This window comes from Micromonospora sp. LOL_013 (assembly GCF_048060315.1).
Classification (GTDB): domain Bacteria; phylum Actinomycetota; class Actinomycetes; order Mycobacteriales; family Micromonosporaceae; genus Micromonospora_E.
On sequence record NZ_JBHMIQ010000028.1, the window covers coordinates 76,192 to 89,358 of the forward strand.

The following is a 13,167-nucleotide window of genomic DNA, read 5'->3' on the forward strand; positions in this document are numbered from 1 at the left end:
GTACCCCACGACTAGAGTCGCTTGACGTGACCGACGATGCGCCCCGCCTGCTGCTGCTCGACGGCCATTCGCTGGCCTACCGGGCGTTCTTCGCGCTGCCCGTGGAGAATTTCTCCACCAGCACCGGCCAGCCGACCAACGCGGTCTACGGCTTCACCTCGATGCTGATCAACGTGCTGCGTGACGAGCGGCCGACCCACATCGTGGTCGCCTTCGACGTGTCCCGCCGGTCGTTTCGCACCGAGCGGTACGCCGAGTACAAGGCCGGCCGATCGGAGAGCCCGACCGACTTCGCCGGCCAGGTCAGCCTGGTCCAGGAGGTCCTCGACGCGCTGCGGATCCCGTTCGTCAGCAAGGAGAACTACGAGGCCGACGACATCATCGCCACGCTGGCCTGCGAGGGCCGCGACGCCGGGATGGACGTGCTGATCTGCACCGGCGACCGGGACGCCTTCCAGCTGATCGACGACCGGATCACCGTGCTGTACCCGCGTAAGGGCGTCTCCGACCTGGCCCGGATGGATCCGGCGGCGGTCACCGCCCGGTACGGGGTCGGCCCGCAGCACTACCGCGACCTGGCCGCCCTGGTCGGCGAGTCCAGCGACAACCTGCCCGGGGTGCCCGGGGTCGGTCCGAAGACCGCCGCCAAGTGGATCAGCCAGTACGGTGGGTTGGACGGCGTCGTCGCCCAGGTCGACAAGATCAAGGGCAAGGCGGGGCAGAGCCTGCGTGAGCGCCTTGCCGACGTGCTGCGCAACTACGAGCTCAACCGGTTGATCGCCGACCTGGAGCTACCGGTGGCAACCGCCGACGCCAAGTGGACCGGGTGGGACCGGGAAGCCGTCCACCAGGTCTTCGACAGCCTGCAGTTCCGGATCCTGCGGGACCGGCTCTACCAGTACCTCGACGCCGTCGAGCCGGAGGCCGAAGCCGGCTTCGACCTGGCCGGCGAGGTGCTCGGCGCTGGGGCGGTCGCCCCCTGGCTGGCCGAGCACGCCCCGGCCGGCGCCAGCGTCGGCGTCGCGGTCGCCGGCAGCTTCGGCCGGGGCACCGGCACCCTGACCGCGATCGCGGTGGCCACCGCAGTCGGGGCCGCCGCCTGGTTCGACCCGGCCGCGTTGGACGCCGCCGACGAGGCGGCGGTCGCCGGCTGGCTCGCCGACGACCGGCGGCGCAAGGTGCTGCACGACAGCAAACCGGCCCGGCTGGCGTTCGCCGCGCACGGCTGGTCGCTGGACGGCATCGACCGGGACACCGCGCTTGCCGCCTACCTGGCCCGGCCGGACCAGCGCTCCTACGACCTAATCGACCTGGCGCTGCGCTACCTGCACCGGGAGCTGCGGGTCGACGCCCCGGACGACGGCCAGCTCACCCTCGACGGGCTCGGCCCGCAGAGCGAGGTCGAGCAGAACCTGATGCTGCGCGCCCGGGCCACCCTCGACCTGGCGGCGGCGATCGACGCCGAGCTGGCCCGCGACGGGGACGCCTCCACCCGGCTGCTCGCCGACGTCGAGCTGCCGCTGGTCGAGGTCCTCGCCGGCATGGAGCAGGCCGGCATCGCCGCCGACACCGAGTACCTGACCGAGCTGGAAGCGCAGTTCGCCGCCGAGGTCAAGGCCGCCGCCCAGGCCGCGTACGGGGTGATCGGGCGCGAGTTCAACCTCGGCTCGCCCAAGCAGCTGCAGGAGATCCTCTTCACCGACCTGGGGCTGCCCAAGACGAAGAAGATCAAGACCGGTTACACCACCGACGCCGACGCGCTGCAGTGGCTGTTCGCCCAGACCGAGCATCCGCTGCTGGCCCACCTGCTGCGCCACCGCGACGTGGCCCGGCTCAAGTCGACCGTCGACGGGCTGCTCAAGTCGATCTCCGACGACGGCCGGATCCACACCACCTTCAACCAGACGGTGGCCGCCACCGGTCGGCTCTCCTCCACCGACCCCAACCTGCAGAACATCCCGATCCGCACCGAGGAGGGCCGCCGGATCCGGCGGGCGTTCGTGGTCGGGGCCGGCTACGAATCGTTGCTGACCGCCGACTACAGCCAGATCGAGATGCGGATCATGGCGCACCTGTCCGGCGACGAGGCACTGATCGACGCATTCAACTCTGGCGAGGACTTCCACGCCGTCACCGCCGCGTCGGTGTTCCAGGCGCCGTTGGAGTCTGTCGACGCCGAGCAGCGTCGGCGGATCAAGGCGATGAACTACGGGCTGGCGTACGGGCTGAGCGCCTTCGGCCTGTCCCAGCAGCTCGGCATCGCCACCGACGAGGCGAAGGCGCTGATGGAGGAGTACTTCCGCCGGTTCGGTGGGGTCCGTGACTACCTGCAGGCGTTGGTCGGCCAAGCCCGTCAGGACGGCTACACCTCCACCATCCTCGGCCGCCGTCGTTACCTTCCTGACCTGGTCAGCGACAACCGGCAGCGTCGGGAGATGGCCGAGCGGATGGCGCTCAACGCCCCGATCCAGGGCTCCGCCGCCGACCTGATCAAGGTGGCGATGCTGCACGTCGACACCGCACTGCGCACCTCGTCGTTGCGGTCGCGGATGCTGCTGCAGGTGCACGACGAACTGGTTTTCGAGGTGGCGCCGGGGGAGCGGGCCGAGCTGGAGAGCCTGGTCCGCCGCGAAATGGGCGGCGCCCACCCGCTGTCGGTGCCGCTGGAGGTCTCCGTCGGGGTCGGCACCGACTGGCACACTGCAGGGCACTGACCGCCCGGTGACCCGACTCCGAACGGGCCGGCCCGCACCGACCGCGGCCAGCCGCCGGTCACGCCTTCAGCGGGTCGTGGCCCCAGTTCATCAGCGAGTGCCGCCACCGGGTGTCGCTGACGTCGCCGGACGGGCGCTGGGCCAGGTGCCGGTGCACGTACCCGACCACCTTGCGCATGTGGGCGTAGTCGTCGTCGGACAGCGCCTCCCGCTTGGTCCGTAGCAGGTCGACGATTCGGCGGCCGGAGGCGTGCCCGACCGACTCGCCGCCGTCGTGGTGCTGCCCGGCGGCGGTCGACTCCGGGGTCCGCAGCCACTTCTCCAACTCACCCGGGCTCATGTTGACCGCTTCGACGAACTCCCGGTACGCGGCGGCGCCGTCGGAGGTGTCGGTCCGGGTCGGCCGGTGCCCGGCGGTGCGGGTGCGGTCACTCGGCACGGCGCAACGCCTCCGGCTTGTGTACCGCGTCGCGGCCGGACTTGTCGCTACGGACCCGGTACTGCGGATGTTCCGGATCGGCGACCACGGTACGTCCGGCGGACTTCCGCCGGGTGGTGATCTCCTCTTCGACGGTGCCCGGCACGGTCACCCCGTGGCTGCGCCAGTTGACCCGGTCACCGGGTCGGGGGTGCTCGACCGGTCGGCCGGGCCGCTGCTCGGGCCGGTCGCCCTCGCGGGGGCGTTTGTTCCTCGCCATGGCGGCCGGGTACCCACTGGCCGGGCCGGCAATCCCGGCGGGCCGGGATCTACGGGGTGATCTCGGAGATCGGCAGCTTCACCGGGAACGGGGCGTCGAGTTCGAGCAGATCGGCGGACTCGGCGACGAGGGCGTACTCCCGCTCGCCGCTGGCGCCCGGCCGGTCGCCGAGCTGGTAGGCGTAGATCCGCACCGGGTTCTGCTCGACCCGCCAGTAGTGGCCGATGCCGACGGCGGCGTACCCGGCGGGCCGGTGGAACCGGTCCCGGCGGCGGGTGGCCGGTGAGACCACCTCGACGACCAGCAGCACCTCGTCGGGGGTCAGGTAGTGCCGGTCGCGGCTGCCTTCGGCGCGGTGCAGCAGCACGTCGGGCTCGTAGGTGTTGCGTGGCCCGACGGCGACCCCGACCGCCTGGGTGGCCCGGTAGCCGTCCGGCGCGTGCCGGCGCAGCCAGGCGCAGAGCAGGGACGAGATGTCCTGGTGGTCGAGAGTGGGGGAGGGAACCACGGTGAGGACTCCGTCGAGGAGTTCGACGCGGGGGGCGTCGGCGGGCAGGGCGAGGACGTCTTCGATGCTGTAGTCAGCCAGCTGCTGCCGGACCGGGTCCGGCTGCCACGGTGCGGTCCGCGCCCCGCCGGACGCTGCGGCAGGATGGATCGGCTCGGCGCTCACCCGGTCAGCGTACGGTCGTCGGGGTGTTGGCGAGGGCCGGCGACCGGTGCGGCGCGGCGCGCGTCGGCCGTCTCAGCCAGCCGTGGGCGGCCGGTCGGCGACGAAGATCGCGGTGCCGGGGAAGAGCCGGCCGCGCAGCGGACTCCACTGCCCCCAGATCTGTTCGTGCCCGTCCGGCCACGGTGGCTCGACGACGTCCAGCAGCCGGAACCCGGCGGCGACGAGTTCCCGGACCCGGTCGCCGAGCGTACGGTGCTGCTCGACGTAGCTGGGCGTGCCGTCGTCGTCGGTCTCCACGTACGGTCGCCGGTCGAAGTAGGAGTGCACCGCGACCAGGCCGCGCTCGCCCGGGTCGTCGAGGAAGATCCAGCGCATCGGGTGGGTGACGGCGAAGACCCAGCGCCCGCCGGGGCGCAGCACCCGGTGCACCTCGCGCATCACGGCGGCCGAGTCGGCGACGAACGGCACCGCGCCGAACGCGGTCCAGACGGTGTCGAACGCGGCGTCGACGAACGGCAGCGTCAGTGCGTCGGCCTGGACCAGCGGCACCCGTACGCCGGTGCGGTCGGCCCCGGCGACGGCCTGGCGCAGCATGCCCGCCGACAGGTCCAGGGCGACGGTACGGGCACCCTGCCGGGCGAGCCACCGGCTGCCGGCGGCGGCCCCGCAGCCCAGTTCGAGCACCCGCCGCCCGGCGACGGCGCCGAGCAGCCCGGCATCGGCCTCCCGCAGCCCTTCCGGGCACCAGCGCAGCTCGGCGTCGCCGAGGAACCCGCCGTGCTCGGCCTGGTAGGCGTCGGCGTCGGAGTCCCACCAGCGTCGGTTGGCCTGCCGGGCCTGCTGATCGGTGACCTCGTTCCTGGTCACTCTGAGTTGGTCGGAATCCGGGAGGAGGTCGGAGTCCGGCCCGCCGTCGGGTCCGCCGCCGGGCGTGGGCGTCGCGGTGGTCACGGCGCAGACAGTACGGGCAGCGCCGCGTGGGAGCGTTACCGGCCCGGCGTGCTAGGCTTGGCGGCCCGCGAAACAGCTGTGATCTCCGTCACGGCGTGCCTCTGAAAGCGCGGGAATCCCCGCCTGTGGGTCCGATTTTTCCCAACCACCGACATGCGCGCCCCGATAGCTCCCGGGAGGGCTTGCACGCTGTGGTAATGCAACCGGTAGGCTAGTCGATGCGCTCGCGGATCGTGTGCCTCGGCAGGGAGCAGGTCCGCGGTCGGCGGTTACATCCGATGATGGCAGCGGCGGTCGATGATCCCCTCGGTCACGGTCGGTGACGAAGACGTCATCGTCGCGGTGTGCCCGCCGGCGGATCCGTGAGCCATGCCAGGTCACCGCAACGACAAGCCAGCAGTGACACCCATCCGATCCGGAGCAACCGCCCACATGACGAGCAGCATCGAGGCCACCTCGAGCGCCCCCAAGGTCACCGTCGACGACCTCGGCACCGAGGAAGCCTTCCTCGCGGCGATCGACGAGACCATCAAGTACTTCAACGACGGCGACATCGTGGAAGGTACCGTCGTCAAGGTCGACCGGGACGAGGTCCTGCTCGACATCGGCTACAAGACCGAGGGTGTCATCCCCTCGCGCGAGTTGTCGATCAAGCACGACGTGGACCCAGCCGACGTTGTCTCGGTGGGCGACCACATCGAAGCCCTTGTCCTGCAGAAGGAGGACAAGGAAGGCCGGCTGATCCTGTCGAAGAAGCGCGCCCAGTACGAGCGCGCCTGGGGCACGATCGAGAAGATCAAGGATGAGGACGGGGTCGTCCGCGGCTCGGTCATCGAGGTGGTCAAGGGCGGTCTGATCCTGGACATCGGGCTGCGTGGCTTCCTGCCCGCATCGCTGGTGGAGATGCGCCGGGTCCGTGACCTGCAGCCGTACGTCGGCCGCGAGCTCGAAGCCAAAATCATCGAGCTGGACAAGAACCGTAACAACGTGGTTTTGTCCCGCCGGGCCTGGCTGGAGCAGACGCAGTCCGAGGTGCGCACCGAGTTCCTCAACAAGCTGCAGAAGGGCCAGGTCCGCAAGGGCGTCGTCTCCTCGATCGTCAACTTCGGCGCCTTCGTCGACCTCGGCGGGGTGGACGGCCTGGTGCACGTCTCCGAGCTGTCCTGGAAGCACATCGACCACCCGTCCGAGGTGGTCGAGGTCGGCCAGGAGGTCGAGGTCGAGGTGCTCGACGTCGACCTGGACCGCGAGCGGGTCTCGCTGTCGCTGAAGGCCACCCAGGAAGACCCGTGGCGTCAGTTCGCCCGGACCCACGCGATCCAGCAGATCGTGCCCGGCAAGGTGACCAAGCTGGTGCCGTTCGGAGCGTTCGTCCGCGTCGACGACGGCATCGAGGGCCTGGTGCACATCTCCGAGCTCGCCGAGCGGCACGTCGAGATCCCCGAGCAGGTCGTTCAGGTCGGCTCCGACGTCATGGTCAAGGTCATCGACATCGACCTGGAGCGTCGCCGGATCTCGCTGTCGCTCAAGCAGGCCAACGAGGGCTTCGTCGAGGGCGAGGAGCACTTCGACCCGACCCTCTACGGCATGGCCGCCACGTACGACAACGAGGGCAACTACATCTACCCCGAAGGCTTCGACCCGGAGACCGGGGAGTGGCTGGAAGGCTTCGACAAGCAGCGGGAGACCTGGGAGCAGCAGTACGCCGAGGCCCGCAACCGCTGGGAAGCGCACACCCGGCAGGTGCAGACCGCCCGGGCCGCCGACGCGGACGCCGCAGCCAACCCGGCTCCGCCGGTCGCCGCCCCCGCGGGCGGTGGCGGTGGCGGCGGTGGTGGTGGGGCGACCTCCAGCTCGACCCCGTCGCGGGCCAGCGAGGAGCCGGCCGGCACCCTCGCCACCGACGAGGCGCTCGCCGCGCTGCGGGAGAAGCTGGCCGGCGGCAAGAGCTGAGGCCTCATAGCAACACCGGTTGACACAGACAGCGGTCCCGCCGGGCGTAATGCCCGGCGGGACCGCTGTCTGTCGTGGCGTACCACTGTCTGCCGCGCCCACTGTGCGGCCCGACCCTGTGGGACCACCCACTGACCCGAACTGGCGGACACGAGCCCCCGGCGGACCGGCCGGGCAGCCGATCCGGTTCACTGGGCGGCATGCTGAGGGTAGGTCTCACCGGCGGCATCGGCGCCGGCAAGAGCGCCGTCGCCAACCGGCTCGCCACACACGGCGCGGTGATCGTCGACGCCGACCGGCTCGCCCGGGAGGTGGTGGCGCCCGGCACCGACGGACTGGCCCGGGTCGTCGCGGCCTTCGGGCCGGACGTCGTCGCCAACGACGGTGCCCTGGACCGGCCCGCCCTAAGCGCCCGGGTCTTCGCCGACCCGGCCGCCCGGCGCCGGCTGGAGGAGATCGTGCACCCGCTGGTCCGGGCCCGTACCGCCGAACTCACCGCCGCCGCCCCGACCGACGCGGTCGTGGTCAACGACGTGCCGCTGCTGGTGGAGACCGGGCTGGCCGCCACGTACCACCTGGTGGTCGTGGTGTCGGCGGCCGAGACGCTGCGCGTCGAACGGCTGACCCGCGACCGGGGGATGGCACCCGACGACGCGCGGGCCCGGATCCGCGCCCAGGCCGACGACGCGCAACGCCGCGCCGCCGCCGACGTGCTGCTGGCCAACGACGGCCGCCGCGACGACCTCACCGCCGCCGTCGACCGGCTCTGGCGCGACCGGCTGGTGCCGTACGAGGCGAACCTGCGGGCCGGCCGGCCCGCGCCGCGCCCGCCGCGGGCGGTCCTCGCTGAGCCCGACCCGACCTGGCCGGAGCAGTTCGACCGGCTGGCCGCCCGGGTGCGGCGGGCGGTCGGCGACGACCGACGGGTCGACCACATCGGCTCCACCTCGGTGCCCGGTCTGCCGGCCAAGGACGTCATCGACATTCAGCTCACCGTAGAGTCGCTGGACGATGCCGACGGCTGCGCCACCGCCCTCGCCGCCGCCGGGTTCCCCCGGTTTCCCGGTGACTGGTGGGACAACCCGCGCCGTGACCCGGGCACCGGCCAGCCGGGTGAACGCTGGCCGAAGCGGCTGCACGGCAACGCCGACCCGGGCCGGCCGGTCAACCTGCACGTGCGGGTCGCCGACTCGCCGGGCTGGCGCTACGCGTTGGCGTTCCGCGACCACCTGCGCGCCGACCCGGCAACCCGGGCCGACTACCTGGCGACCAAGCGCCGGCTGACCACCGACCGGCCGACCAGCCGGGAGTACGCCGAAGCCAAGGAGCCGTGGTTCGACCAGGCGTGGCCGCACCTGCTGCGGTGGATCGAGGAGACCGGCTGGCAGCCGTGACAGGACCAACCGGCGGGGATGAGTAGGTGGGGCGCTCGCGGCGGCCGGGTCACGCGGGGCGTGACAACTCCGGGTGCGCTCACCGGCTGGCGCCAGGGCAGCTACCCGAACATCCGGACCCGTGGCGCGCCGGGATGGGCGCTGCCGGTGGTCCGCGCGGCCGCCGCGAGCGGCCTACCCTGCAACGGTATCGCGGGTGAGGCAACCCACACAATGACAATATCGATGCCGATCGGCGACCGGCGGCACTCTGTCGGACCCACGGCGTAGGTTGGGGCCATGGCGCTCGACATTCCGCGACTCGACGGCCGCTTCCAGGTCGTCAGCGACTACTCGCCGGCCGGCGACCAGCCGGCAGCCATCGACGAGCTTGAGCGCCGGGTGCGTCGCGGCGACCGGCATTCGGTGCTGCTCGGCGCGACCGGCACCGGTAAGAGCGCCACCACCGCCTGGCTGGTCGAGCGGTTGCAGCGGCCCACCCTGGTGATGGCCCCCAACAAGACGCTCTGCGCCCAGCTGGCCAAGGAGTTCCGCGAGTTGATGCCGCACAACGCGGTGGAGTACTTCGTCTCCTACTACGACTACTACCAGCCCGAGGCGTACATCCCGCAGACCGACACCTACATCGAGAAGGACTCCTCGATCAACGAGGAGGTGGAGCGGCTGCGCCACTCGGCGACCATGTCCCTGCTGACCCGCCGCGACGTGATCGTGGTCGCCACCGTCTCGGCGATCTACGGCCTCGGCACCCCGCAGGAGTACCTCGAACGCGCGGTCAAGGTCACCGCCGGCGCCGAGCAGGACCGCGACTCGCTGCTGCGCCGCCTGGTCGACATCCAGTACGCCCGCAACGACCTGTCGTTCAGCCGGGGCACGTTCCGGGTCCGCGGCGACACCCTGGAGATCATTCCTGCATACGAGGAGCTGGCGGTCCGGATCGAGTTCTTCGGTGACGAAATCGAGCGGCTCTACTACCTGCACCCGTTGACCGGCGACGTGGTGCGCGAGGTCGACCAGCTGCTGATCTTCCCGGCCACGCACTACGCCGCCGGGCCGGCGCGGATGGAGCGGGCGATCCGCGACATCGAGGCCGAGCTGACCGACCGGCTCGCCGAGCTGGACCGGCAGGGCAAGCTCCTCGAGGCGCAGCGGCTGCGGATGCGCACCACGTACGACATCGAGATGATGCGCCAGGTTGGTTTCTGCTCCGGCATCGAGAACTACTCGATGCACATCGACGGCCGCGACTACGGCAGCCCGCCGCACACCCTGCTCGACTACTTCCCGGACGACTTCGTCACCGTCGTCGACGAGTCGCACGTGACGATCCCGCAGATCGGCGGCATGTTCGAGGGCGACGCCTCCCGCAAGCGGATGCTGATCGACCACGGGTTCCGGCTGCCCAGCGCCGCCGACAACCGGCCGCTGCGCTTCGACGAGTTCCTGGAACGGGTCGGCCAGATGGTGTTCCTGTCCGCCACCCCCGGGCCGTGGGAGCTGGAGCAGGCGGCCGGCGAGTTCGTCGAGCAGGTGATCCGCCCCACCGGCCTGGTCGACCCGCAGGTCAAGGTCAAGCCGACCAAGGGCCAGATCGACGACCTGATGTACGAGATCCGGCTGCGCACCGACCGCGACGAGCGGGTGCTGGTCACCACGCTCACCAAGAAGATGGCCGAGGACCTCACCGACTACCTGCTGGAGCACGGCATCCGGGTGCGTTACCTGCACTCCGAGGTCGACACGCTGCGCCGGGTCGAGCTGCTGCGCGAGCTGCGCAAGGGCGACTACGACGTACTGGTCGGCATCAACCTGCTCCGCGAAGGCCTGGACCTGCCCGAGGTGTCGCTCGTCGCGATCCTCGACGCCGACAAGGAGGGCTTCCTGCGCAGCGGGCGGTCGTTGATCCAGACCATCGGCCGGGCCGCCCGTAACGTTTCCGGCGAGGTCCACATGTACGCCGACAAGATGACCCCGTCGATGGCGGACGCGATCGACGAGACCAACCGGCGTCGGGCCAAGCAGGTGGCGTACAACGAGGCCAACGGCATCTCGCCGGAGCCGTTGCGCAAGAAGATCCACGACATCCTCGACGACATCTACCGGGAGGCCGACGACACCGACGGCGCGCTCGCCGGTCGGTCGGTCGGCGGCTCCGGCCGGCAGATGTCGCGCGGCAAGGGCCCGGTGCCGGAGACCCGCAGCAAGGGCCGAGGCAGCGCCACCCCGTCGAGCGCCGGCATGGCCCGCGCCGACCTGGCCCAGCTGATCCAGGAGCTCAACGACCAGATGCTGAACGCTGCCCGCGAGCTGCAGTTCGAGCTGGCCGCCCGGATCCGCGACGAGATCTCCGAGCTGAAGAAGGAGCTGCGGGCGATGGACGTCGCCGGCGTCAGCTGAGCCGCCGTTTCGCTGTAGTCAAGGGCCGAGAAGAGGCCACGAGCGTTTCGGTGTCTTGGGTGGCCTTCGTAATCTCGATTATCACTCGCAGCCAAGGTCGACAGGCCAGGGACGTGCCAGCAGTGTTGCCAGTCAATGACCTGTCGCAACCTCAGGAACGTGTGTGACCGCCTCTTGCGCCGCTGATGGCGCGGCCACCGCCGACGTATCGGCGTAGGCCGCCCGATGGCCCCGCCTGGTCCTCGCCCTCAGCGCACAGCTTACTCACAATCTCGAGGGCGTCCTTGCGCCGATCTGGCCCGCCCAGCACGCCGAAGATAGTCGCGATGGAAAGAGGCGAGTTTAGAAGGTGCCGTGCCGTTCGATACACGAGGTAGGCCACACCTAAAGTTACAAGGGCGGCCGGGGGTAGCTGACTGAGTAGATCCGCAAGCCAGGTTGGCACGTATGGCTCCAAATGGGACAAGAGAGCAGGGATCTGAACGGCCACTAGCTCCCGGAAGAAAAGGGTATCTATTTTTGGTCGAAAAACGCCTGGGCCTGCCGTCGAATCCTGGTAAGCCTCTTCGAGATGGGACTGTGGTTGGCGTATCCTAACTCGTCGGCGATATCGGTCAGTTTGGTGTAGCCGCTTGCAAGCAGGATGACGATCTGCCGTTCCTTTTCATCGAGCAATGCCAAGAAGTCGGAGAACACTGTGCGGTCCTCGACCTCGGTCTCCGGTCCTTGGACGGGGATGGTGTCGGTGAGCTCGACGAACTTGATCGATATCTTGTTACGTTTGCGGTACAGCTTGCGTTCGAAATCTTCCCGGGCGTAGCTCCATCGCGCAGAAAAGTCGTCGGCGACACGGTTGGCGCGTACCGCGTCGAGGATGGCGCGGAGTTTTCCGGTTGAGTCTGCCTGGCCAACAGTTAGCCTGACGAACTCTGTGGCCTCCTCCTGACCACGCCACAGGTTGCCGCCCATTCGGGGCCAACCAGGAACGGCCCCGTCAAGGACGGAGCCATCGATCAGGCGGATCTCGGCGGGCAGGTCGCCGTCGCCCTCAACCAATGGGAAGTCGCGCAACGTGTCCTGGATGACGGTGGTGACCGGGGGGACCCAGAAGTCGAGGTTATGTGCGAGCAGCCGAATCGGCTCGTCACGGCTGAACGCTGAGAGGCCGGAGCCCGAGTCGAGATGCCGCCAGACGGTGCTCGCCCACGCCTGTGACAGTCGCCGCTCGAAGTCATCTGGCAGGTACTTGCCGATGTCCACTATTTCGATACCGAAGGGCCACTGGCCGGAGCTTAGTAGCGGCAGGCCAAACCGCTCGCAGGTGCGGCGGTCCAGCAGGTGGTACAGGGGCGCGTACTCGTAGTACCGAGACGGTGTCCGGGGCACGAAGATGATGTTGAGGTCGCCGCGATCGGCGATTCGGGCGAGGTCGGGCGGGAGATCGGTCTCTTCGTCGAAGAATCGGCGCCGGAACTGAGCGGCTTCCCACAGCTGGTTCCACTCATGAACAGCCAGGCTGCGCCTCAGTGACTGCTCGTCCTTACGTACCTGCACCCGAGGCAGGGCGACCGTTACATACTCCGGTGGCTGTGGCACGGTAGGGCGCACGATCGCCCGCTTGGTGAAGCCGGCTGACATGTTCCATAGCCGAGGGAACTCCTCGGCCGTGGCTTCGTCGTCGGAGACGAAGACTGTGTCGCGTTCCCACGACTCGATCTCCACCGATGTGGGCTCGCGATCGCCGCCGTCAGCAGTGTCGGTCGCGGGGCGGTTAGGCTTGGGCGGTTTTTTCATCACACCCATCTCACGTCAGTTGGCCGCTGATTCGTTCCGCATGTGGACGGCCTCACACTCCCGACGCGTCCGCTTGGTCGAGTGCACCGCTCCACGCGGCGACCCTGTCGTGGTCTTCCCGTGCTGCAGTTAGACCAGTGCGCGAGCAATTGGTCGGTGAGAACACGAGGCGCTGCCTCGCGCTGTCGCCGATGGTATGACGACAGGTCCGTGCGGTGCTGCGGTCTCGATGACGGCCTCCGCCGTAGCACCAACCTAGTACTCCAGCCGCACCTGGTTAAGTCGGTGTCTTCGCTGGTAGTGGGCTGTTCTGGCGCGGTATTGGTGTCGTCGTCGCCATCGTGACCATCGATGGATGTGGTCGAAGGGTCGGGTGGTGGTGATCAGGTGTGCCAGGAGACGGCGAACCTCACCGAGGGTGAGGGGGATGAGGCCGTCGTCGGATCCGCTGCCCCCTTTTTCGCGTGAGCTGCGATGACGGCGAGGTAGGTGTGGGCGCACAGAATGAGTGAGCCTTTTCCAAGTTGATCTCGCAGCTCAGGGCGGATGCGGTAGGCCCGCTGATCGATGGGTGCGAGGCTCCGGGTAGGACA

The 13,167-nt window shown here is 69.6% G+C and carries 9 protein-coding genes; 4 read left to right on the forward strand and 5 right to left on the reverse strand.

The window, feature by feature from the left end; all coding sequences use genetic code 11:
* Window positions 1-26: 26 nt before the first annotated feature.
* Window positions 27-2,714, forward strand: a complete 2,688-nt coding sequence (gene polA, locus ACFHWS_RS19400) for a DNA polymerase I (RefSeq protein WP_416555531.1) — start codon at window positions 27-29, stop codon at window positions 2,712-2,714.
* 58 nt (window positions 2,715-2,772) lie between these two features.
* On the opposite strand, the gene ACFHWS_RS19405 is transcribed toward polA, so the two are convergent.
* The 4 genes from ACFHWS_RS19405 to ACFHWS_RS19420 all read right to left on the reverse strand — a co-directional run bounded on the left by ACFHWS_RS19405 (window position 2,773) and on the right by ACFHWS_RS19420 (window position 4,952).
* Entirely contained in the window at window positions 2,773-3,153 is a 381-nt protein-coding gene (locus ACFHWS_RS19405; RefSeq protein WP_416555529.1) for a DUF3140 domain-containing protein, read from the reverse strand.
* Window positions 3,143-3,412, reverse strand: coding sequence for a DUF2945 domain-containing protein (locus tag ACFHWS_RS19410; RefSeq protein WP_416555527.1), 270 nt, complete (start codon window positions 3,410-3,412; stop codon window positions 3,143-3,145). The genes ACFHWS_RS19405 and ACFHWS_RS19410 overlap by 11 nt, the downstream gene beginning before the upstream one ends.
* Window positions 3,413-3,461: 49 nt before the next feature.
* The gene (locus ACFHWS_RS19415; RefSeq protein WP_416555525.1) at window positions 3,462-4,085 is read right to left on the reverse strand and encodes a Uma2 family endonuclease; all 624 of its coding nucleotides are present in this window, start codon (window positions 4,083-4,085) and stop codon (window positions 3,462-3,464) included.
* A gap of 72 nt (window positions 4,086-4,157) precedes the next feature.
* Complete coding sequence (locus ACFHWS_RS19420) at window positions 4,158-4,952, reverse strand: class I SAM-dependent methyltransferase (RefSeq protein ID WP_416555641.1); 795 nt, start codon at window positions 4,950-4,952, stop codon at window positions 4,158-4,160.
* 516 nt (window positions 4,953-5,468) lie between these two features.
* On the opposite strand from ACFHWS_RS19420, the gene rpsA reads away from it, so the two are divergent.
* The 3 genes from rpsA (at window position 5,469) to uvrB (ending at window position 10,780) form a co-directional block, all read left to right on the forward strand.
* Window positions 5,469-6,989: a 30S ribosomal protein S1 gene (gene rpsA / locus ACFHWS_RS19425; protein ID WP_416568713.1), complete on the forward strand. Its 1,521-nt coding sequence runs from the start codon at window positions 5,469-5,471 to the stop codon at window positions 6,987-6,989.
* A 200-nt stretch (window positions 6,990-7,189) separates the two neighbouring features.
* Window positions 7,190-8,383, forward strand: a complete 1,194-nt coding sequence (gene coaE / locus ACFHWS_RS19430; protein ID WP_416568714.1) for a dephospho-CoA kinase — start codon at window positions 7,190-7,192, stop codon at window positions 8,381-8,383.
* A 279-nt stretch (window positions 8,384-8,662) separates the two neighbouring features.
* A complete protein-coding gene (gene uvrB / locus ACFHWS_RS19435; RefSeq protein ID WP_416568715.1) occupies window positions 8,663-10,780 on the forward strand; it encodes an excinuclease ABC subunit UvrB in 2,118 nt (705 codons plus the stop codon).
* 513 nt (window positions 10,781-11,293) lie between these two features.
* Here the strand turns inward: uvrB and ACFHWS_RS19440 are convergent.
* A complete protein-coding gene (locus tag ACFHWS_RS19440) occupies window positions 11,294-12,583 on the reverse strand; it encodes a sigma-70 family RNA polymerase sigma factor (protein ID WP_416568716.1) in 1,290 nt (429 codons plus the stop codon).
* Between the last annotated feature and the right edge of the window lie 584 nt (window positions 12,584-13,167).

Coding starts and splice junctions, on each gene's coding strand:
- ACFHWS_RS19410 (WP_416555527.1), bottom strand. CDS start 3,412: ATGGCGAGGAACAAACGCCCCCGCGAGGGCGACCGGCCCGAGCAGCGG.
- rpsA (WP_416568713.1), top strand. CDS start 5,469: ATGACGAGCAGCATCGAGGCCACCTCGAGCGCCCCCAAGGTCACCGTC.
- coaE (WP_416568714.1), top strand. CDS start 7,190: ATGCTGAGGGTAGGTCTCACCGGCGGCATCGGCGCCGGCAAGAGCGCC.
- uvrB (WP_416568715.1), top strand. CDS start 8,663: ATGGCGCTCGACATTCCGCGACTCGACGGCCGCTTCCAGGTCGTCAGC.
- ACFHWS_RS19440 (WP_416568716.1), bottom strand. CDS start 12,583: ATGGGTGTGATGAAAAAACCGCCCAAGCCTAACCGCCCCGCGACCGAC.